Source organism: Clostridioides sp. LIBA-2809 (assembly GCF_056688965.1).
In genome coordinates, this window is record NZ_CP197004.1 from 3,140,655 (window position 1) to 3,162,103 (window position 21,449).

15 protein-coding genes and 1 other RNA gene are annotated in these 21,449 nt (G+C 28.5%); 2 read left to right on the top strand and 14 right to left on the bottom strand.

Features of this window, described 5'->3' with window-relative positions; all coding sequences use genetic code 11:
* Positions 1-121: 121 nt before the first annotated feature.
* The 6 genes from ACTG44_RS15000 to ACTG44_RS15025 form a co-directional block, all read right to left on the bottom strand.
* Entirely contained in the window at positions 122-1,987 is a 1,866-nt protein-coding gene (locus tag ACTG44_RS15000) for an HIRAN domain-containing protein (RefSeq protein ID WP_479917298.1), read from the bottom strand.
* A 215-nt stretch (positions 1,988-2,202) separates the two neighbouring features.
* Complete coding sequence (locus ACTG44_RS15005; RefSeq protein ID WP_479920751.1) at positions 2,203-2,985, bottom strand: shikimate kinase; 783 nt, start codon at positions 2,983-2,985, stop codon at positions 2,203-2,205.
* A 63-nt stretch (positions 2,986-3,048) separates the two neighbouring features.
* Entirely contained in the window at positions 3,049-4,266 is a 1,218-nt protein-coding gene (locus ACTG44_RS15010; protein WP_479920752.1) for an MFS transporter, read from the bottom strand.
* A gap of 143 nt (positions 4,267-4,409) precedes the next feature.
* Positions 4,410-5,273, bottom strand: coding sequence for a shikimate dehydrogenase (gene aroE, locus ACTG44_RS15015; protein ID WP_479920753.1), 864 nt, complete (start codon positions 5,271-5,273; stop codon positions 4,410-4,412).
* 80 nt (positions 5,274-5,353) lie between these two features.
* Entirely contained in the window at positions 5,354-7,276 is a 1,923-nt protein-coding gene (locus tag ACTG44_RS15020) for an oxidoreductase (RefSeq protein WP_021385605.1), read from the bottom strand.
* Between the two features lie 77 nt (positions 7,277-7,353).
* The gene (locus ACTG44_RS15025; RefSeq protein ID WP_479920754.1) at positions 7,354-8,202 is read right to left on the bottom strand and encodes a sugar phosphate isomerase/epimerase family protein; all 849 of its coding nucleotides are present in this window, start codon (positions 8,200-8,202) and stop codon (positions 7,354-7,356) included.
* Between the two features lie 413 nt (positions 8,203-8,615).
* Between ACTG44_RS15025 and ACTG44_RS15030 the strand changes: the two genes are divergently transcribed.
* Positions 8,616-9,497 carry a LysR family transcriptional regulator gene (locus ACTG44_RS15030; protein WP_021385590.1) on the top strand — a complete coding sequence of 294 codons (882 nt, stop codon included), beginning with the start codon at positions 8,616-8,618 and terminating at the stop codon, positions 9,495-9,497.
* Positions 9,498-9,705: 208 nt separating this feature from the next.
* On the opposite strand, the gene ACTG44_RS15035 is transcribed toward ACTG44_RS15030, so the two are convergent.
* The 8 genes from ACTG44_RS15035 to rnpB all read right to left on the bottom strand — a co-directional run bounded on the left by ACTG44_RS15035 (position 9,706) and on the right by rnpB (position 20,499).
* Entirely contained in the window at positions 9,706-10,569 is an 864-nt protein-coding gene (locus tag ACTG44_RS15035) for a DUF3800 domain-containing protein (RefSeq protein ID WP_021385641.1), read from the bottom strand.
* Positions 10,570-10,725: 156 nt separating this feature from the next.
* Positions 10,726-12,660, bottom strand: coding sequence for a cell wall-binding repeat-containing protein (locus ACTG44_RS15040; protein WP_021385607.1), 1,935 nt, complete (start codon positions 12,658-12,660; stop codon positions 10,726-10,728).
* A gap of 109 nt (positions 12,661-12,769) precedes the next feature.
* The gene (galE, locus tag ACTG44_RS15045; protein ID WP_021385580.1) at positions 12,770-13,783 is read right to left on the bottom strand and encodes a UDP-glucose 4-epimerase GalE; all 1,014 of its coding nucleotides are present in this window, start codon (positions 13,781-13,783) and stop codon (positions 12,770-12,772) included.
* A gap of 23 nt (positions 13,784-13,806) precedes the next feature.
* Positions 13,807-14,682 (bottom strand): UTP--glucose-1-phosphate uridylyltransferase GalU, encoded by an 876-nt coding sequence (galU, locus tag ACTG44_RS15050; protein WP_044213845.1) that lies wholly within the window; start codon positions 14,680-14,682, stop codon positions 13,807-13,809.
* Between the two features lie 191 nt (positions 14,683-14,873).
* Entirely contained in the window at positions 14,874-15,194 is a 321-nt protein-coding gene (locus ACTG44_RS15055; protein WP_479917302.1) for a hypothetical protein, read from the bottom strand.
* Positions 15,184-17,175, bottom strand: coding sequence for a hypothetical protein (locus tag ACTG44_RS15060; RefSeq protein WP_021385583.1), 1,992 nt, complete (start codon positions 17,173-17,175; stop codon positions 15,184-15,186). Before ACTG44_RS15060 ends, ACTG44_RS15055 begins: the two co-directional genes overlap by 11 nt.
* A gap of 123 nt (positions 17,176-17,298) precedes the next feature.
* Positions 17,299-19,887, bottom strand: coding sequence for an SPOR domain-containing protein (locus tag ACTG44_RS15065; RefSeq protein WP_479920755.1), 2,589 nt, complete (start codon positions 19,885-19,887; stop codon positions 17,299-17,301).
* A gap of 276 nt (positions 19,888-20,163) precedes the next feature.
* Positions 20,164-20,499: RNase P RNA component class A (rnpB, locus tag ACTG44_RS15070), an RNA gene on the bottom strand.
* Positions 20,500-20,629: 130 nt separating this feature from the next.
* Here rnpB and srtB point away from each other — a divergent pair.
* Positions 20,630-21,313: a class B sortase gene (gene srtB, locus ACTG44_RS15075; protein WP_479920756.1), complete on the top strand. Its 684-nt coding sequence runs from the start codon at positions 20,630-20,632 to the stop codon at positions 21,311-21,313.
* The last annotated feature ends 136 nt before the right edge of the window (positions 21,314-21,449 follow it).

The window sequence follows — 21,449 nt, forward strand, 5'->3', positions numbered from 1 at the left end:
TTACAGATTTCAAATCAAAATTATTTATATATTCATTGTATTTTAAATTTTTCTACATTTCAACTATATAATACTAAATATTATTGTTTATAATCCAATTCTTAATTAATATATAGAATTATTAGTTTATAATTTTTACTTTGCTCCTATCCAATACCATTTTTAGAGAATTTTCAACTGTTTCAATTACATCCTTATAACTTAAGTATACATTTGCATAAATATAATCTTCATATAAATTGTATTCTGTTACTCTGCAATATAATAGCTTTCCTCCATCTATTAGATTGCTTAAAATATAATTATCTTTTCTTGGAACATAGCCTATTACATAACCTGTTTCTCCAACTATTTTAATAGCATTTTCATCATACAAATTATCTTTCTCTCTATTTAGATAATATATTTTACTCTTCTCTAATTCTTTTTCAAGGCATTCTCTATTTCTGAATCTTGAACCAGCAACAGCTACTGAAGTTAAATAGATATCCTTACCATGTTCATCCACTTTTATTTTTTCGATATTTATAAATTCTTTCTTCAAATTATTACTCTCATATAATAGTCTTCTCAATTCATCCTTCAACCTTAGGTTTTTTTCTTTTTCATAAGCTTCTTTAACTATTTTCAATTCTCCAAGAGATAATTTTTCTCTGTATCTTTTTAAAATATTTATGGACTCTTTTCTTACTTCATTTATATTTCCAAATATACCTTTTAAAGATATGCTTTTTCCTTCAGGGTATAATGAATTACTTCCTTTAATAACAATAAAAAATAACATATCATCATAATATTCTTGAGTTAATCTATCTTTCTCTATATCTTCCATTTTTCCAATTAAGTCATCTATGTTAAATGTCTTTTCAAAAAAGTTTAATAACTTTAATCTAGAATCTGTACTTCCTTTTTTAGATATATGCCAATACACCTCAAAATCTCTAATATCTCTATCCAAGTACGGCAATAAATCATCAAAAGATAAATTCATAGCATAAATTTCTGACATTTTTATCATATCTTCTGTTTTTCCACTTGCATTTCTTAATGCTTTAAAATATATATTCTTCCACTTTTCACTAAGTAGGACAGCATTCATTTCTTTCTCAAATTCAACCTTATCACATTCTACAGTTTCATCTTTCAATACATTTATAGCTATTAAGAAAATTGAATATAAACTTTCAAATGTGGTTCCATAATTGACTACAATTGGTAAAAATTGATTTACTAATTGTACTTTATTCCCTATGTATTTAAAATCTACACTTAATAAGTAGTTACATATTAGATGTGCTAAGTTATCTATCTTTTCTCTATCTAAATCTCTTCTTTCAAGATATTCACTCAAATCAATAATAGAAATAATATAATTCATTAATAATCGTTCATATTTTGTATCCTTATACCCCTCTTCAATTAGGTAGGAATTTATTTTAAAGTCCAAAATTTCCATGTTAACAATAGCAAATACTTTTATTGAACCTGTAGCCTTTTTAGATAAATTAAATAAATATGTATTGTAAAATTCTAGTTTCTTGATAGTATTGCTCAAGTAAAACACGTATTCTCCAGATTTAGAAAATGTATCTACAACTTCTCTTATATTTTCTTTCTCTAAATATTTTTCACTTAAAATTAATCCAAGTTTTACATACTCAGCCTTTTTACTTTTATATATTAATTCTTTAGTTAGCTTATATAACCACTTTTCATCAATCATCATTTCTTTTACTAAAGTATTTATCTTTTTTATAAAAACTTCAAAATAGCAAATTAGAGGTTTGGAATTATTATTCTCCAATAGATAGATTTCATTAGATTCACTTTTATACATATTTAAAATTCCATCTACTAGATTATTTGCAAGTTCTACTTGCTCTCTTAAAGGTATATTTTCATATATACATAGATAATTCATTTCAAATGATTCTTTATATCCATCATAACCCTTAACTTCCTGCAATTGTTTAAAAATATTACCCATTAAATTATCCTCCTTTACATGATATAATTTATATTGATTATACTACTTATTTCGGTAAGTTTACATTTCTACGCAAAAAAATATTACTAGAATTTGAAATTCTAGTAATATTAGTAAAATTGATTATGTAAATACCTTATCTTCTAACAGTAAATGATGTCATTATTAGTTTAAATTTTAATTCCTCTTAATATAAATCTACTATAACGTTAAATTTATCTATCAAATTCAGTTAACTTTACAATCATCTCTTCACAAATTTCTTTTATTGTCTTATTATCTGTATTGATAATAATATCTGCACATGCCATGTATTTTGCTTCTCGTTTTTTCATCAGGTCAGATATAAATTCTACATTCATATTATTATTAAGTATCGGTCTTTCATCACTATGTTTAACACGCTGAAAAATAGTTTCTGGACTTGCTGTCAACAAAACAATCCTTCCGCTTTTTTTCATATATTCTACATTTTTATCTTTAAGTACAATTCCTCCCCCACAGGAAACAACAATACCTTTCTTTTGTTGCAGATTTATTAGTGTTTGGCTTTCAAGATTTCTAAAATACTCCTCCCCCATTTTTTCAAATATTTCAGAAATACTCATACCTTGTTGTTTTACTATATATGAATCTGTTTCTACTCGTTCCATCTCTAATAAATGACTTAAGTATGATGATATAGTACTTTTACCTACACCCATAAATCCAACAAGCATTATATTGTAAGAAAATAAATTTTTAGCTTGTATTTTCTTACTTGTTTTAACCATATATCTAAAAATATCTATAATTTCATTTTCAAACTTATTACCTTTTAATTTATTAATCAATGCCACTTCTTTTTTATTTTCATAATCTGATTGTAAAATAGGTAGACCTTTTTCTTTCTTAATATCTATAATATCTTTTATACATTCCATTCTTTTTTCAAGCAATTTTATAAACTCATCATCATATAAATCTATTTTTGCTCTTATATTTTCTATATTTTTCATAGTGACACCTCAACTTTCAAACTGGACAAAATTTAAAAACTTTACAATTATATTATACTGATATTAAACCTCATAATCACACACTTTTTCTTTTCCATATCTCATATTTACAAATAAAGCAAGTAAAATTCCAACAAAAGTTATAGCTACGTTAAATAATACAACATATTTTGGTCCATTCACTCCACCTGATTTTGTGATAATACCTGCTATATTTAAAATAACATAGTTCGCTATACTAGATGCAATCATAACTATAGATGTTATTTTTCCTTTATTAGTTGGAAACATTTCATTTGCTGTTGATGTTGTTAATTGGAGAACACCACCTGCTGCTGAATAGCCTATTACAAATCCCCCTAACATACAAATAGTTGGAGTTTGAACAAAATATACGACTAATAGCATAATCAAAGCAATTATAGGATATATAACTAGTATTCTGATTGGCTTAATATATTTTTTAATAAGTACAGAAGTTATTAATACTGCACATATTACTCCCATTGAATAGAAAGACTGAATTTTTGTAGGGTCAGCCATACCATATAATTTTCCCAATTCCTGATTACAATTTAACCATAATACAAACGTTGATGTACATGTAAATCCAATACAAACAAGAGCTATACTTGTTGGTGTAAATTTCATTTTTTCTGATTTAACTGTTTTTCCTTTATTATCAGTAACATTATTAGCTGGTGGAAATGGTAATACAGCTATCAAAATTGCGTCTATGATAATAAGAATAGCTGTTACTATAAAAATAACTTTAAATGATATTGAATTTGCTGCGACAAAACCAATTACAAAAGGAAGTAAAAATTGTGCTAAAGCTATTGTAAATTTAGTAAACATATTTGCTATTGTTCCTAAACTAGCAAATATCTCCATACAAGAAGGAGTTACACACGTATCTAAAAACGAGTTAGCAGCTCCTCCAATTATTGCAAATACATATGCTACATAAAAGTTTGGTGAAAATACAATTCCAATGAAGAAAATTGCATGCAGAAAATTTCCTATAAGACCACTTACTTTTCTTCCATACTTATCTGAAATAGGTCCTGCAAATGGATATGATATAAGTCTACCCAACCCTAATGCGGCAATAACAGCCAAAACAATACTTACATCTAATGTCCCATCTGATAGTGTTTTAGCCCCCCACATTGATGAAAATTCTGGTTTATATTGTCCTAAAATTGAAATTCCGATACCAAGTAAAAAATATGAAAAATACAACGCTATTGCAGTAGGATAATATTTTTTATTGTTCATAGTTCTTCTCCTATTCTTGTTAATTTATTAACATTTTTATGTACAATAAACTTATCACCATAATGGGTTTAAAGTATAGTCAGTTAAACCTTTAAATTTAACTAGACTACAATACAAAACCCACCATGACAATTTGTAAATTATTATTTAAAACATAACCCATTTACCTCTTCTACAGGCATTTCTAATCCAGTATATAAATTAAAAGCTTCTGCTCCTTGGTATAATAACATTCCTAATCCACCAATAGCCTTACATCCATTAGCTTCAGCATCTTCAATCATTTTTGTTTTCTTTGGATTATAGACCACATCTGTTACTACTAATTCTTTTCTTAAAACACTAACATCTTTTATATTAGTTTCATTATCATGAGGTTTCATACCGATAAGAGTTGCATTCGTCAATATGTCACTTGATGCTATCTCTTCATAAAGTTTTTCTGTATCTTCTAAATCATATAGATTAACAACACATTCTGGAACTTCTTTTTTGATGTTCTCAACTGTTTGTTCTGCTCTTTTATAAAAATCATCCTTAGCATTGAAGATAGAGATTTCTCTTGCTCCATCTAATGCACACTGTACTTGTATAGCAGTCGCTGCTCCACCAGCACCCATAATCGTAATCTTTTTACCTTTAACTTCTACTCCATTTTCTTTTAAATTACGAACATAACCTACTCCATCTGTTATATGACCAATTAACTTTCCATCTTCATTTACAATTGTGTTACATGCTCCAATTATACGAGCTGCTGGAGAAAGTTCATCCATATATCCTGTAACAGCAGATTTACATGGCATAGTTACATTAGCTCCCTTTATATTAAAAGTTTTTATTGCTGAAAGTGCATCTTTTACCTTGTCTACTGTAATATCAAAAGCTAAATATCTATAATCTAAATCTAATTTTTCAAAACTATAGTTATACATCACTGGCGATTTAGAATGACCAACTGGTGTACCTATTAATGCAAACAAACCTGTTCTACCTGAAATTTCCATAACTATCATTTCCTCCCGATATTATCATTTTCTTTGCAAATAATCTACTCAATTATTTGCAAAGAAAAATTTATTTATTTTTATATATTTAATGCTACCTCAAAGGCTTCTTTTGTTGCATCTAATGCTCTACGTGCTTTTACTGCATCCCCAACAACATAAGTTTCTTTTACAAATTGTTTTACAGATTCACTTAATGGGTCATAATTACGAGAACCCATAGCAAGCACTACTGAGTCAAATCCTTTTAAATCGTGTTCTGTACCATCTGCAAGTAAATAGTCGACACCATCATTATAAAATTTAGCAACTTTTGCACCAGTAACAGTATGTATATTATAATTTTCAAAATCATTCATAAGGAACTTACGGTGCTCTGAAATCACGTCTGCACCAACTTCTTCTCTAAGCTCAATAACAGTAACCTCATGCTCTTGTTCTCCAAGGAAAGCTGCCACTTCACAACCAACCATTCCACCACCAACAACAAGTACTTTTTTCCCACAAGATTTATTACCATCAAGAAGGTCTACAGCATGTATCAATCCTGAATCATTAATTCCTGGTATAGGAAGTACAAGTGGAGTTGCTCCAGTAGCTATAATAACTGCATTAGGTGATTTTTCTTTTATAAGTTCTACTGTAGCTTCTGTGTTAGTACATATTTTCACACCATATTGATTACATTTTGAAATGTAACTTCTAACTAAATTAGTGATATCTCCCTTACCTGGAGGATATGCAGCTAAACGCATTTGACCACCTAGAACTTCAGACTTTTCAACTAAAGTTACATTATGCCCTCTTTTAGCACATACCCATGCTGCAAGCATACCTCCAACGCCTCCACCAACAACCAACACTTCTTTACTAGTTTCAGCTGGTTTAAGTTCTGCCTCATGACCTAATATAGGATTTGCAAGACAGGCTATAGGTTTACCTTGGAACATATTTGGTACACATCCTTGTAAGCAGGCAATACATGGTATCATTTCATCTAACTTTCCATTTTTAGCCTTATTAGGCATTTCTGGGTCAGCCAAACTTTGTCTACCAAATGCTACTAAATCACATCTACCTTGTTTAACCATTAACTCAGCAAATTGTGGTTCTGTGTAACGTCCAACTGTTATTACTGGTATACTAACAGCTTTTTTTATTTCTGTGACTAATTCTGCACTGAATCCAGCATGTAAAACTGTAGGAGCCCACATATATTCATCATGTATATGTATACTACGAGAAACATGAAGTCCATCTACTCCACAGTCTTCTAGATATGCTGCTATTACTGAACTATCATGTACATCTATTCCACCTAAAATATCATCTGTACTATTTATACGACATAATATTGCTAGAGAATCTCCTACTTTTTTACGTATATTTTCAATAATAAGACGAGCTAATCTCATTCTATTTTCAAAACATCCACCAAACTCATCTACACGCTTATTTGTTCTTGGTGATATAAAACTACTAACTAAATATCCATGAGCACAGTGAACTTCAACAGCATCTGCACCAGCTTTTTGTGCACGTAATGCAGCATCTCCATAAGATTCTATAAGTTCATATATTTCTTCAGTTGTTATTGCTAATGGTGTGTTACGACCATTCGATGCAGGGATTGCAGATGCAGCTTTTAATGGATGACCTGCTATTTTTTCATTCCCTTCAGAACCAGCATGTTGTAATTGTATAGATACCTTTGAACCTGCATTATGACAAGCATCTATTACATTTTTAAAACTATCTATTGTACTATCATCATATAAACAAGGTTTACGAGGGCCTCCTTTTGCTTTTTTGTCTACAACACTAGATTCTATAGTTATCAATCCAAAACCACCTAAAGCACGTTCAAGATAATAAGCTTTAGAAGTTTCACTTAAAGTCCCGTCTGTATTTGCAAAATTATTTCCCATAGGAGGAACTACAAAACGATTTGGAACTGTCATCGAACCAATTTTTATAGGTGTAAACATAGAACTAATCTTCATAAGGTTTTCCTTCCTTTCAAGTTTTGATTTAAAATTTTCATATTATAATACTTTGTATATTTTTCTATTTTATAGATTTATTTTGGAGATACTTCAGGCCATGCTTTATCTAAAACTTTTTTAGTTGCATTAAATACAGTTTCAGCAGCAGTTGACAATCCCTTAGATATTAAAGCGTCAGATATTACTTCTGCTCCTATGACTCTTGGTGATATATTGTGTTCTTTTATTGTTTTCACAAATTCTTCTGTATTTCCATATCCCTCACCTGGAACTACACGGTCATGTAGTGATTCATCTCTAAGTTTTTCATAAGGAGTTTCTAAAACATCACATACTTGAATTGATACTATCTTGTCTGCTGGAACAGGTGCAAGGTCTTTTGCTGTCTGTTTTGCTCTAGCCCAGTGCCAAGTATCTAATATAAGCATTGCGTTTTCACGATTACATCCCTTAACAACACGCCATGCAGTAGCTAAGTCTGGCACACCACTATATGGCATAAACTCAAGACCTATAATAAGTTCTCCTGCTCTATCACATAATTGTCCCAATGCTGTTATAATTTGTTCTTCAGGTATCATTTCTAGCAAACCACAATTTATATGTTTAACATTAAATAAACGAGCCATATGATAAACATTTTGCTCTTTTTCTCTTTGAGCTTCGCTTCTATCTTCTTCTGTTCCCCATTGAGTTATATATTCTACTTCTGTAACTTTCATATTATATTCATCAAGAATTGCAAGCATTTCTTCATCTGTAACTCCAGCGTTTTTTGCATCTACATAATTTTCAGCTCGTAATCCAATACCATCAAAACCAGCTTCTTTCGCAATACGCACTCTATCACGGAATGAAACTTCTGTACCTAGTGTATAAGAACTAATTGTAATTGGAATATTAAGATTTTTTTGATTATTCATGAGTTAAATTTGCCCCCTTTATTTTCTTTAAAAACAATAGTATTTTTGATTTTATATTTTTATTTATCCTACTAGTAGTATTATTTAACTTTAAAAACAAAAGTATTTTTTGATTTATCTTTATCTAGATTTTATAAATTTATTGTACCATGAGACTTTACTAATAACAAATTGATAATTTCCTATCAATTCATAGATTTTGTTTATAGATTTTATTTATAGGATAATTATTTTACTTTTCTAGTGCATAATATAAATGTCTTTATCATATATTTCAGACAAAAAACGATAAATTTCTTTAAAAGCTTTTATTCTTACTGCATAATCATATATAATAAAAATGTGAAAAATATCTTAAAGGTCAACTTCTCCAAATATATAAATAAAAATACTCAGGAAAGGATGAACAAAAATTGAATTTATATCACCTACGCTATTTTGTTACATTGGCACATTTAGAACACTATACAAAAGCAGCAGAAAATTTATCTATAACACAACCAAGCTTAAGTCATGCTATATCTTTGCTAGAAAGTGAACTTGGAGTGGCTCTATTTGAAAAGGAAGGTAGAAACATAGTACTTACTAAATATGGAAAAATATTTTTAAAAGACGTGGAGAAATCATTAGAAATTTTAGATTCAAGTGTAAAATCATTAAAAATAACTGGTACTGGTGAAGGACAAATAGACCTAGCTTTCCTTAGAACCTTAGGTACTGACTTTATCCCTGATATAGTGCATAAATTTTTAAAATCTAATCCTGATAAATCAATAGATTTTAAATTTCATACTGGTGTAACGACTGACATTATTCAAGGTCTTAAAGAAAGAAAATACGATATTGCTTTTTGTTCGAAACTTGAAAAGGAAAAGGGAATTGAATTTATACCTGTTGCTAAACAAGATTTAGTATTAATTGTACCATATAGCCATCCATTAGCTGCAAAGGATACTATAGACTTAAAAGAAACCATACCTTATCCTCAAATAGTATTTAATCAGAGAAGTGGGCTTAGATATATAATTGATGATATGTTTAAAAAAATAAATCAACAACCTAACATAGTCTATGAAGTGGAAGAAGACCAAGTAATTGCTGGATTAGTTGCAAAAAATTTTGGAATTGCTGTAGTACCAAATATGAATATGCTCAGCTTTACAAAAGTGAAAGTAATTCAGATTGTTCACCCAAGTTGGGAAAGAAATTTCTACTTAGCAGTTATAAAAGATAGATATTTACCTCCTGCAATTAAAAACTTTAAAAACTTCGTCATTAAAAACGCTCAACTATAATTTATTAATAAAGGGGTTATTTTTAAATACCCTCTTTTATTATTTTTATAAAATAAAAAAATCTATACTTTTAAAAGTATAGATTCCTAACTGACAGTCGGCATCCGAGTCTCAGTAATTATCGTTATACAACAGCAACTGAATTTCAGTTCCTGAATAACTAGGTTATTTACATTATATCAAACTTTATAGCACTTGTCAATGCTACCTACCTCATTTTTTCGAGCCATGGTCCAACAGGCTCTACAATAGGAACCTCTTTGAATCCCCAATTTCTTATATCATTTACACTAGTTGGAGTATATATTTTATTTCTTACAGATTTAAATATTTTATTTTTTTCTCCATATTGCATGCATTTTGGATTAGCTTCTATTAAGCCTCTTCTTGCTCTGCTAAGAGGATTACATAAAATATCTGCTATCTCCAAACCTTCTCTATAATCTACATCTTCCTTTTTAGCAATTATAAAACCTTTAACCTTATCTCTTAATTCCTCATCTATGTCTAAATATATTGTTCCATTATTAAAAACATCAAAAAATGCCTTTTGTACTTTTAGATTTGATACGTCGTCTCTTGATTCGATAACTATTCTTGCAGATTCCACAGTTTCATCATTTACGAACGAATAAAAGTTCTGAAGTACATGTATAAAAGCCACTACATAAGGTTCCTTTGAAGGTGCATAATATTTTTTTAATCTAGCTTTATCTACTGTTACTGATATTATAGTACACTCTAATCTAGATAGAAATAAAGGTAATTCATCATAAAAAAACTTAATTTGTGAATCATCAAACTTCTCAAATGCTCTTGATTTTCTTGATATATCTGTCAAATGTATTCCTATATTACTAGTACCAAAGCACTGTTCTTTAAATACATCCATTTCTTTCCTTAAAGAACAGACATAATCTCCTTGACTCACTGCATATTTATATTCAAAAATTACTCCTGTTAATGTAAATGGGTCTTCATGATTTATATCGGCCCTTCCACTTTCATCAATAAACATTATATATTTTTTCTTTGTAATCTCACTCACCCTCTTAACATATGATGATAGCATCTATATCCATTTTATATGAGTTTTAAAAATATTCCAAGATTTTTATATAACTTAAATTTAATTTTACACTAAAAAATTGAGATGTAAAAACAATCAACGCTTTTGACGATTGAATTTCACATCTCAATTATAGTTATTTCTTAATGTATAGGTTTATTATTTTCCAATAATATCCATTAATTTGTCCATTACTATATAAGATACTCCTCCTCCAATTTGATAAGGAGTTTCAACTTTTTTATTTGCAAATACTCTTTGTTGTTCTGATGATAATCCTGAATTATCCACTAGAACTATTGGTGAATGTAATTTTACAGCTAATGGTCCAGCTGATAAAGCATCCACTAAAGTATCTGATTTACTAACTAATATAGCTTGTAAATCAACATCTCCATAGAATTTCTCTATTACTTTAGCATTAGTATCTACTCTGCTATTTCCATATATTCTATTTCCTGAAACATCTTCAGTAGTTATCTCATTCATTTTTGCTATTGCTGAATCACTAATTGCACTTGGTCCACCTATAAAGTATGCATTTTCTAATTTTCTTTCTGTTAGCCATGCATAAGATTCTTCAGTAATTCCATCTTTTTTAAGCAATATTATAGGTTGCTTTTCTTCTCCAGCTTTAGAAGCTATAGATAGTGCATCTGCTTCTCCACTTCCAGAAACCATATAAGCTGTTTTTATTTCTTCTCTACTTCCAAGTTCTGTAGCTATTTTTGTAGCAGTTTGGTATCTGTCTTGACCTGCTATTCTCTTTGTTTCTGTATTAAAAGTAGTTTTTATTTCTTGTTCTAATTTAGAGCTTATTGCATTTTCTCCACCTATCAATATTACTGTTTTAGGTGCTAATAAATTCATTTGTTCAATAGTCTCAGATGGTAATTTATCTGTATTAGTAAGTAATATTGTTGAATTATAACTACTTGCTAAAGGAGTAGCTGTTATACCATCAGCTATTGCATTACCATTTACTAATATTACAGTATCTGAACTCTCAGCATTCCAGTTTCCAACTGAACTTATCTTCTTAGCTGTATCAAATCTATTTGCGCCTATAACTGTATCCCATGTAGGATTTATAGTTCCATCTTCATTGAAAGTATAATCTTTTCCATCTATTTTTTGAGTACCAGTTAGCATTTTACCATCTTTATCTAAATAGTAAGATTTTCCTTCTATTTGTTGCCATCCTGTCTGCATTACTCCTGTTTTGTCAAAGTAATATTTGTTACCATCTATTTCTTGCCAGCCTGTAACTGATAATCCATCAGCATCTAGATAGTATTTCTTTCCATCTATTTCTTGCCAGCCTGTTTGCATTACTCCATCTGCATTAAAGTAATAAGTCTTTCCATCAATTACTTTCCATCCAGATACTCTTACTCCATCAGTTCCTAAGTAATATTTTTTGTTGTTAATTGTTTTCCATCCTGTTTGCATTACTCCTGAAGCATCAAAATAATACATTTTTCCATTTACTTTTAACCAACTATTTTTTTGGTATGTTCCATCAGATTTTACATAATACTTCTTACCATTTTCTGTTTTCCATCCTGTTTGGTTTAAATTTATCTTATATTTTGCTGCTATTTTTATATAACTGTCATTGCTATAATCTATAATTACATCTGAACCCACTGGAACTTGGTCAAATAACCATCTAACTTCTTTATTATGCATTCTTATACATCCACCAGAAATATGCTTTCCTATAGAACTCTCATCATTATTTCCATGTATTCCATATGTATCTCCATAAGTTCCTTTTAATGCAAGTCCCATCCATCTATCTCCTAATGGATTTCTTGGGCTTCCTCCAGGTATATTACCTTTATAATATGGTCTGTTTTTTATCTTATTAACTACTTTTGTCTTCCCTGTTGGTGTCTCTGAACCTTTTTTCCCTGTTGCAATTTTAAACTCTTTTACAAGTTTACTATTTACAAAGTATCCTAGAGTATTTTTTCTTGAGTTTACTATAATCACATGTTTGCTGGCTGCACTTGATTCTGGTACCCCACATGCGAATACTAAAACTAAAGTCAGTGCTAGTACTAAATACTTTTTTAGACTTTTTTTCACTATAACTTCCCCCTCTTTTAGAAACATTACTACATGTGTCTAATTATAACATAAAATTACCAATCCCTTATATTTACAAATTTGTTACATTTATACATTTGATTATATTCTATTCCTCGTATCCATTTGGATTCATACTTTGCCATCTCCAAGAATCTTGACACATTTCTTCAAGTTCATATTTAGCTTTCCATCCAAGCTCTTTTTCTGCCTTAGAAGAATCTGCATAACACATAGCTACATCTCCAGCTCTTCTTCCTACAATTTTGTATGGTATTTCTTTTCCACTTGCTTTAGAAAATGCTTTGACTAAATCGAGAACACTATAGCCCTTCCCAGTTCCTAAATTATAAACAACAAGACCTGGATTTTCTTCTAGTTTTTGTAATGCTTTCACATGACCAGCAGCTAAATCTAATACATGTATATAGTCTCTAACCCCTGTTCCATCATGTGTTGGATAATCATTTCCATACACACTTAATTCTTTTAATTTACCTACTGCTATTTTTGTTATATAAGGCATTAAATTACTTGGAACTCCATTTGGCTCTTCACCTATTCTACCACTCTTATGAGCACCTACTGGATTAAAGTATCTTAAAAGTGCTATATCTAATGATTCATCTGCTTTTGATATATCTACTAACATCTGCTCTATCATAAGCTTAGTTCTTCCATATGGGTTAGTTACAGAAAGTGGAAAATCTTCTAATATAGGACAAGTATGTGGGTCTCCATATACAGTAGCTGAAGAACTAAATACAAACTTTTTAACACCATATTCTCTCATTAATTCAAATAAATTTAAAGTACTTATTAGATTATTGCTATAATATTCAATCGGCTTTTCTACTGATTCACCAACAGCCTTTAAAGCTGCAAAATGTATAATTGATTCAATATTATTTTCTTTAAATACAACATGCATTTCATTTTTATTTCTGATATCAATATTATAAAATTTTATTGGTTTTCCAGATAACTCTTTAATTCTATCAACTACTATTGAACTACTATTACTTAAGTTATCAACTATAACAACTTCATAACCTGATTCTAAAAGTTCTATTGCTGTATGGCTTCCTATATATCCTGCTCCCCCAGCTACTAAAACTGCCATAGTAATTACCTCTTTTCTAATATTTATTTTTCACTTACTTTTTTTCTCATATAATCCATTAAATCGTCTTTTAGATTTTCTCTTTTTAATGCAAAGTCTATCGTCGCCTCTAGAAAACCAATTTTATCTCCCACATCATATCTTTTACCTTCAAAATTATACGCATAAATGGCCTCTTGTTTTCCAAGAGTCTGAAGCGCATCTGTCAGTTGTATCTCTCCACCTTTACCAGGCGTTTGCTTCTCTAATATATCAAATATTGCAGGAGTTATTATATATCTTCCAAGTATAGCTATGTCTGATGGTGCTTCTTCAATTGCAGGTTTTTCAACCATATCCTTAACTTTGTATACTCTATCTTCTATATGTTTTACATCCAATATACCATATTTATTAGTATCTTCTTTAGCTATCTTTTGTACACCTAGAACAGTTGTTTTATACTCATTATAAGTATCTATTAATTGTTTTAGACAAGGAACATTTGAATCTACTATATCATCACCTAACAATACAGCAAATGGTTCATCACCTATAAAGCTTTTTGCACAGTAAATTGCATGCCCAAGACCTTTTGGCTCTTTTTGTCTTATATAATGAATATTTACCATATTCGATATATCTCTTACCATTTCTAACATCTCTGTCTTACCTTTTTGCTCTAATTCTAACTCTAATTCAACTGATTTATCAAAATGGTCTTCTATAGATTTTTTATTTCTACCTGTTATTATAAGAATTTCTTCAATTCCTGATTCTATAGCTTCTTCTATTATATACTGTAAAGTTGGTTTATCTACTATAGGAAGCATTTCTTTGGGCTGTGATTTTGTTGCTGGTAAAAACCTAGTTCCTAGCCCTGCTGCTGGTATTATCGCTTTTTTAACTGTCATCTGCATCTTTTCACCCTTCTTCATAAATTTTCTCTTGTACCAAATTAATATACCATATTTATACTTTTTCTTCAAACTCTATATTATCCCAATAATTAATGCCTTAAGACCATATAAGGTAGATGAAATTTCATCTACCTTTAATTTTATAAGTTAATATATTATTGTTTATATTTTATCTGAAACTTATATCGGCACTAAATTTCATCTAAGATACCTTTAATATCGCTATCTATATCATCATCCAAATAAGAATCTAAATCTTCCAAATCAACTTCTAATTCTTGATATGTCATATCAACACTTACATCTTCGTCTATATCCATCTCCGATATCAATTCTCCTAAAATGCTATTTCCATCAGCATCTAAATCTCCATCTATATCTTCACCTATATAATTTTCATTTAAAATTTCATCTAAATCAATCTCATAATAAACTTCATTATTTTTTTCATCTCCTGAGTTTAATCCTAAAAACTCATAGTTAAAATTCCAAACATTGTATTTACTTGACATACTTTATTCCTCCTGTGAAAAACATATTTTCATCTAGTTTATTTGCTCCATAATCAACAGAATTATATATTTTTTCAATTATGTCTTTTCTTCTTTCATTTGTACCATTATTTAATGTCAATTGTCTAAATACATATGTATTTGTTATTCTCTCGAATAATATTTCTTTTATACTATCATCATTGATATTTTTATAGCTTTTCCATAAAATTTCAAATAACTTAAATATTTCTCTACTAGTTTCGTCCACATAATAAGGATACATATTTTCTACCAAATGATTTAATCTTGATATGGCTTGTTTTAAAAATACATCAAGACTTGCACTTTCGCTTTCCTTTAGCATCCTATAATTGTACTTCTTCTTATCTTCTCCTGAGATTACAAATATAATGTTATCTAGGCTTTTTTCAACTTCATCTAAATAACTACTGATATTATATGATAAATCGAATAATAGGTTTTTAATCTGCTTAAATACCTGTATATCAAGTTTAGCATTATATTTTTCAAATAACTCTATCTCTTGATTTTCTAATATTCTTGGCATATAGGCTGATAATAAGTCTAAATTGTTTCTTTGTTCCTGTACTTGCTTATAAAGTTCATTTATAACTTCTATTCTTATTTCATCATTTAATTCTTTTTTTAGAACCTTATCAAACTCATATTTCATATAATAAATATTTCCAAAGAAATTAAATATTATCATATCATTCATAGCTTTAGACCAATTCTTATATAAAACTTCAATAGAGGTATCTTTAAGTAGGGGTTGTTTTGCATATATAAAAACATCTTGCATAAGTTTTTGAACCATACTTTTACTTAGATTCAAAGTTAGTTTTTGATTATTAAACTTTATTTCTGTCTCTACAAAATTAGAATTTTCACTTTCAAGCTCCTTATTAATTACAATATCTTTTACATCACTATTTTTTATAGATATGATTTCTTTTTGGAAAGACTTTAGAATAGTCAAACTATCGAAATCTTCTTGAATAAAAAATGGAGCATGTTTTAATGTATATCCTACTATTTCATTTTCTATATCATTTAAATCATCTATCTGCATAATTGCTTTATTTTTATCATTTATGTGTAAGTTGAATACATTTTTACTGTCGTATAATATAATGTCTTCTCCAAAATTCAACTTTGAACAATTATCTTTTGCTGATTTTACAATAGTCTTCTTAGACTTCTTATTTATAAAAATTAATTGGTCTTGATATTTTACTAGAAGCATATTTGTGTTTTTGTAATCAAATCCATCTATATTTCCTGATATCTTACAAAAGACTATATCGCAATCTTTAGGAAGGTTTCCTATTTTTTTATTATCTTTAACTCTTTCATTTAAATCAGATGGAACTATATTCTCTATGTTGTTATTGAATATAGATACAGACCTTACTATGATACCTTCTCTTTCCATATGAAAATATCCCTTTAAAGAGACTCTTTTGTCTTCTAAAATATATCTTTCTATATCATCAAAGTTTATTTCAAATCTGTTTTTCCCACTGATAAATATGAACTTCTCATTATCCTTATTGATTCCACCCATATAAAACTTATTATCATCTAAACTTAATATAGTCATATTGTCCTTTATATAAAATATAAATTCTCTTTGACTTTTACAGATTAAATCATATTCATCTACAGTTATTTTCATAGTCAGGTTTGCTGTAACATTCTTACTTGAATTTTCACTTTTTATATAAAAAGGCAAGTTATTTCCATAGACAATTATTTGAGAACCTTCTAAAACTGCTTCTAATTTTTCTTTATTGTCTGAAAAACTATATATATATTTTACCCCTGTATCATCATTAACTTCATCTGGTTTACTAATTATTATATTACCTAAATTTGTTATATGAAGTTTTTTATATTCTTTTGAGTATCTACTGATACCATTAAGCTCAAAGCCATCTGAAAGCTCATATATGATTTTTTCTCCTAATTTCAACATACCTTCACCACCTAAACAAAATTATAAGTATTCTCTAAAGGTGAACAAAATGCCTCAAGATAAATAATATCTTTTAATATTATTTATTCTGAGACATAATTTCTCCTTATTTTTTATAATATCCTAAGCACCTTCAACTATTTCTTCATAAAGTTTATCTAAATGTCTAACATATTCACTATATCCAGATTTATTTCTTAATTCACTTCTTAAATCTTCATATTTTTGTCTAAGTTCTTCAGCACTCAATGAAGGAGCTGATTCTTTTAAATCCTCTAATTTATAATCATAGTACTTATCATACATCGCTATATATGTATCAATAGATTTCTTAGCTAGCTCATTACATTTTTCTTGTGCTTCCCCATATTGAGAATAATCGCCTATTTTTATTTTATAGTATCCATTTTCTTGAATTATTGTTGAAGAGATACCTTTAGCTTCATATTCTTTTGCTGTTTCTTTTGCTGTTTTTTCAACTTTAAGTGAACCAGCATAAACAGTATAATACACACCTTTACCATCTTTATATGCTTCCATTTCTGCTGCTTTCTTTTCAGCTTTTGCCTTCTCTTCTGCTTCTTTTTCAGCCTTTGCTTTTTCTTCTGCTTCCTTTTTCTCTTTCTCAGCTTTTGCTTTTTTCTCTTCCTCTGTTAGTTTGTTATTAGCTTGTTGCTGAGTTGATGTTTTTGGAGTAACAGCTTTCTCATTTTTCTTGTTATTACCTACTGTTATAAAGTAACCCACACCAACAATTGCTACTATAACTACTGCTATAATAGTTTCTTTTACTCTGCTCTTCTTAGAGCCAACTTCTTCATCTTCTATATAATCGTCTTTAGAATCATCTTTATTTGATTCATACTTTTTCATTTCTACCTTATTTTCTCTAGATTTATTATTAGAAGAATGTTTTGATTTTTTATTGCCTCTTTCTTTCTTATTAATAGGTATTATTACCGACTTTTCACTTTCTGCTTTTTCATTTTGTAATTTTTCTTCTTTTATTTCTTTTGGTATTTCCTCTTCTAAATCTTTACTTTCTTTTTTAGGTTTAGATTCACTATTTAAAGATATTTTTTCATCTAAGTCATTATTTATTGGTTTTTCTATTTTTACACTACGTTCTTCTTCTAGGTCTTGTTTTACTTCTTCTACTTCTTCTTGCTCGACTTCTTTTAACTCTTCTTGATTATTTTCAATAGGTTTATCTAAAATTACATCAGAAGAAATGTCATCTAAATTATTTTCTTTCTGCTCAACTTCTTCTTGATCAATTTCTTGGTCAATTTTTTCTTCTTTATTTTCTTTTTTCATGAATCCAAATAATTTAGATTTCTTTTTACTCTTTTTATTTTCTGATTCGGTTATATCTTCTTTATCAATATTGTCTTCTTTGTCTGTATTCTCTTTTTCTTCTACAATATCACTTATATTTTCATCATGATTATCTACTTCTTCTTTAGTCTCTTCTTTAACATCATCTTCTATAGAAATACTACTTCTAAAGCAAATATCTTTATCTGCATTTTTTATCATATAAATATATTCTTCAATGTCGATATCTTTATTTTTTCTAGTTCTTTTTGATGCAATCTCATGATTTTCTAATTCATTATAGTTATCTTTTATCAGATTATGAGCTTCATTCCATACATCTTCACTAATTTCTGTTTTATTTTTAATTACATAGTCTACAAATTCTTTAAAGTTTTCAGCACCAAATTCTCCAATTATAGTTAGTCTCATTGCACCTTCTACAAGGTCTCTATGTCTTCTCTTTAAAAATTCTAATGCAATTGTTGCACAAGCAAAATCTTTAATAGCATCTTTACCAAAGCCATATCCTTCAACAGAATGAAGTTCTTCTAATCCACACAACTTTTTATATTCATTGTATATTGTTTGTGATATGCTTTCATCATTTAAACTATGTAATTTATCCATAAACTTTGAGTTTATATCATTTGTCTTTGATTCTTGTTCCACTCTTGATTTTTTAACTTCATTTAATAATGAATCATTTTCTGAATTATCTTTACCTAATTGCAAATCTTCAATTTCTGTAGCTTTTATTTCAACTCTATCTTGTTCATTATTTTCTTCCACATTCTTAGCTACTACATCTTTATTACTAGCTAATATCTTATTTACACAGAATATAATCTCTCTTTTTAATTCTCTTTTAGCATCAGCTTGATTTTTAAGAAATAAACTTCCACATTCTTTCTTTTCTAAACTTATTTTTCTAAGCGATATGTTAAGAAGGTCTTTATATAAGTTTAAAACCTTATAATCCTTTTCTAAACGTCTTCTTCTCTCTGATAGCTCCATTTTATCATATGCTAGAAAACTATTTAAATCATTGGCTTTTAGAGAGTCTAAACCTTCTTTCATCGCATTATTTACATACTTTCTACATTTGGCTGTAGTTAATTCTAAATCCTTTTCTAATTCATCTATCTCAGGTATGTACTTATCTACTATCCATTTGCCAATAAGTGGCTCTGTATTTCTTGCTAATGTCTTATAAAACAATATATTAAATTTTAAAAGCTCAGCATATTTTGCTTCATTAAATTCTACTTTTTCAAATTTCTTTTCCAAAACACCATCTAATTTTTCATTTATTTTAGACTCTTGTTTTAAAAAACTTGCTGTGACATTTAAAACAGTGTTTCTTATTATATTATTTTCACTCAAAACCTTCACTCCTTAAATCAATTATTTTATTGTAATATTTACATTGTGCAAAGTTACTAATTTGATTATGATATTTAAATAATTATTTATTAAATTTGCTACATCTTATATCATATCATATTATTTACATCATTTTACTTTTTCTTTTTATATCTATCTTATATTATACCATTTTTAATATCTGTACTAACTTATATTACAATATTCCTCAAAATTTTAAAAGTAAATTAGACAAATTTACAAATAAAAAAACACCAGTTTAAACTGATGTTTTGACTATCAAAATAATTAAGCAAGTCTATAAGCGGAGTTCTGTATTAGATAATCATCTTTCTAGGCTTATCGTCACCAATAAGCTCAAGCGACCTACCTACCGGAGAGTACGAGCAGCACTCTTCATTCCTATCTTGGTCTTGCTCCAGGTGGGGTTTACATAGCCAGCTAGTCTCCTAGCTGCTGGTGAGCTCTTACCTCGCCTTTCCATCCTTACCACACAAGGTGGCGGTTTATTTCTGTTGCACTATCCTTAGGATCGCTCCCACTAGGCGTTACCTAGCACCCTGCTCTATGGAGCTCCGACTTTCCTCATGTAAAACTACATGCGATTATCTGGCTTACTTAATATTTATTTCACTTAGTTATGTTAACATAAATTTTTCAATATGTCAAAGACATATTATACTAAAAATTTAAATTTCTTCAAAAATAGTGTAATATAAGTATATAAACTATTTTGACTTGAGGTGAAATATTGAAAAAATCATATAAAACAATAATTAACATTATATTAATATTAGTTATAATTTACAGCGGATTTAATATATACTCAAAACTTACCAAATACAATCATGATACTAAGACATCTTCTGAACTTCAAAAAAAAGAAGATAAAAAAGAAGACTTATCAGAAATAAATAGTGATTTTAAGTTTTGGATTTCTGTTAAGAATACAAATATAAATTATCCAGTTGTACAATCTAAAGATAATTCTTATTATCTAGACAAAGACTTTTATAAAAAAGATTCTATTTCAGGGACATTATTTATGGATTATAGAAATAAATCTCTTGATGACCAAAATGTCATAATATATGGACATAATATGAAAAATAAAACTATGTTTAATAATCTAAATAAGTTTAAAGATGAAACATTTTTTAAAGAAAATAATCAAATAAAAATTATCCTTAATGGGAAAGAGTTTTTATATGATGTCTTTTCTGCTTACATTGTAGAATCAGATTATGACTATTTAAAAACAAGTTTTAATAGTGAATCAGATTATCAAAATTACATAAAGGATATTACTTCTAAGTCATTGCACAAATCTCCTATTAATGTAAATAATAATGATAAAATAGTTACACTTTCTACCTGTACTTATGAATTTGATGATGCCAGAATGGTGATTCATGGTAAATTAGTTTCAAATTAGAGATATCTTTTATAGGTATTTGAACTTTTTTATTTAAAAACTTCTATATTCAAAACTTCTAGACACAGTTTAAAATAAGAATTTTAGACTGTGTCATTCTATATGTGAATAACTCATAAATTACTAAAAATATGTA

Coding starts and splice junctions, on each gene's coding strand:
- ACTG44_RS15020 (WP_021385605.1), bottom strand. CDS start 7,276: ATGAAGATTAGTTCTATGTTTACACCTATAAAAATTGGTTCGATGACA.
- ACTG44_RS15025 (WP_479920754.1), bottom strand. CDS start 8,202: ATGAATAATCAAAAAAATCTTAATATTCCAATTACAATTAGTTCTTAT.
- galE (WP_021385580.1), bottom strand. CDS start 13,783: ATGGCAGTTTTAGTAGCTGGGGGAGCAGGATATATAGGAAGCCATACA.
- aroE (WP_479920753.1), bottom strand. CDS start 5,273: ATGGAAATTTCAGGTAGAACAGGTTTGTTTGCATTAATAGGTACACCA.
- ACTG44_RS15060 (WP_021385583.1), bottom strand. CDS start 17,175: ATGTTGAAATTAGGAGAAAAAATCATATATGAGCTTTCAGATGGCTTT.
- ACTG44_RS15035 (WP_021385641.1), bottom strand. CDS start 10,569: ATGCTATCATCATATGTTAAGAGGGTGAGTGAGATTACAAAGAAAAAA.
- ACTG44_RS15000 (WP_479917298.1), bottom strand. CDS start 1,987: ATGGGTAATATTTTTAAACAATTGCAGGAAGTTAAGGGTTATGATGGA.
- ACTG44_RS15005 (WP_479920751.1), bottom strand. CDS start 2,985: ATGAAAAATATAGAAAATATAAGAGCAAAAATAGATTTATATGATGAT.
- galU (WP_044213845.1), bottom strand. CDS start 14,682: ATGCAGATGACAGTTAAAAAAGCGATAATACCAGCAGCAGGGCTAGGA.
- ACTG44_RS15055 (WP_479917302.1), bottom strand. CDS start 15,194: ATGTCAAGTAAATACAATGTTTGGAATTTTAACTATGAGTTTTTAGGA.
- ACTG44_RS15010 (WP_479920752.1), bottom strand. CDS start 4,266: ATGAACAATAAAAAATATTATCCTACTGCAATAGCGTTGTATTTTTCA.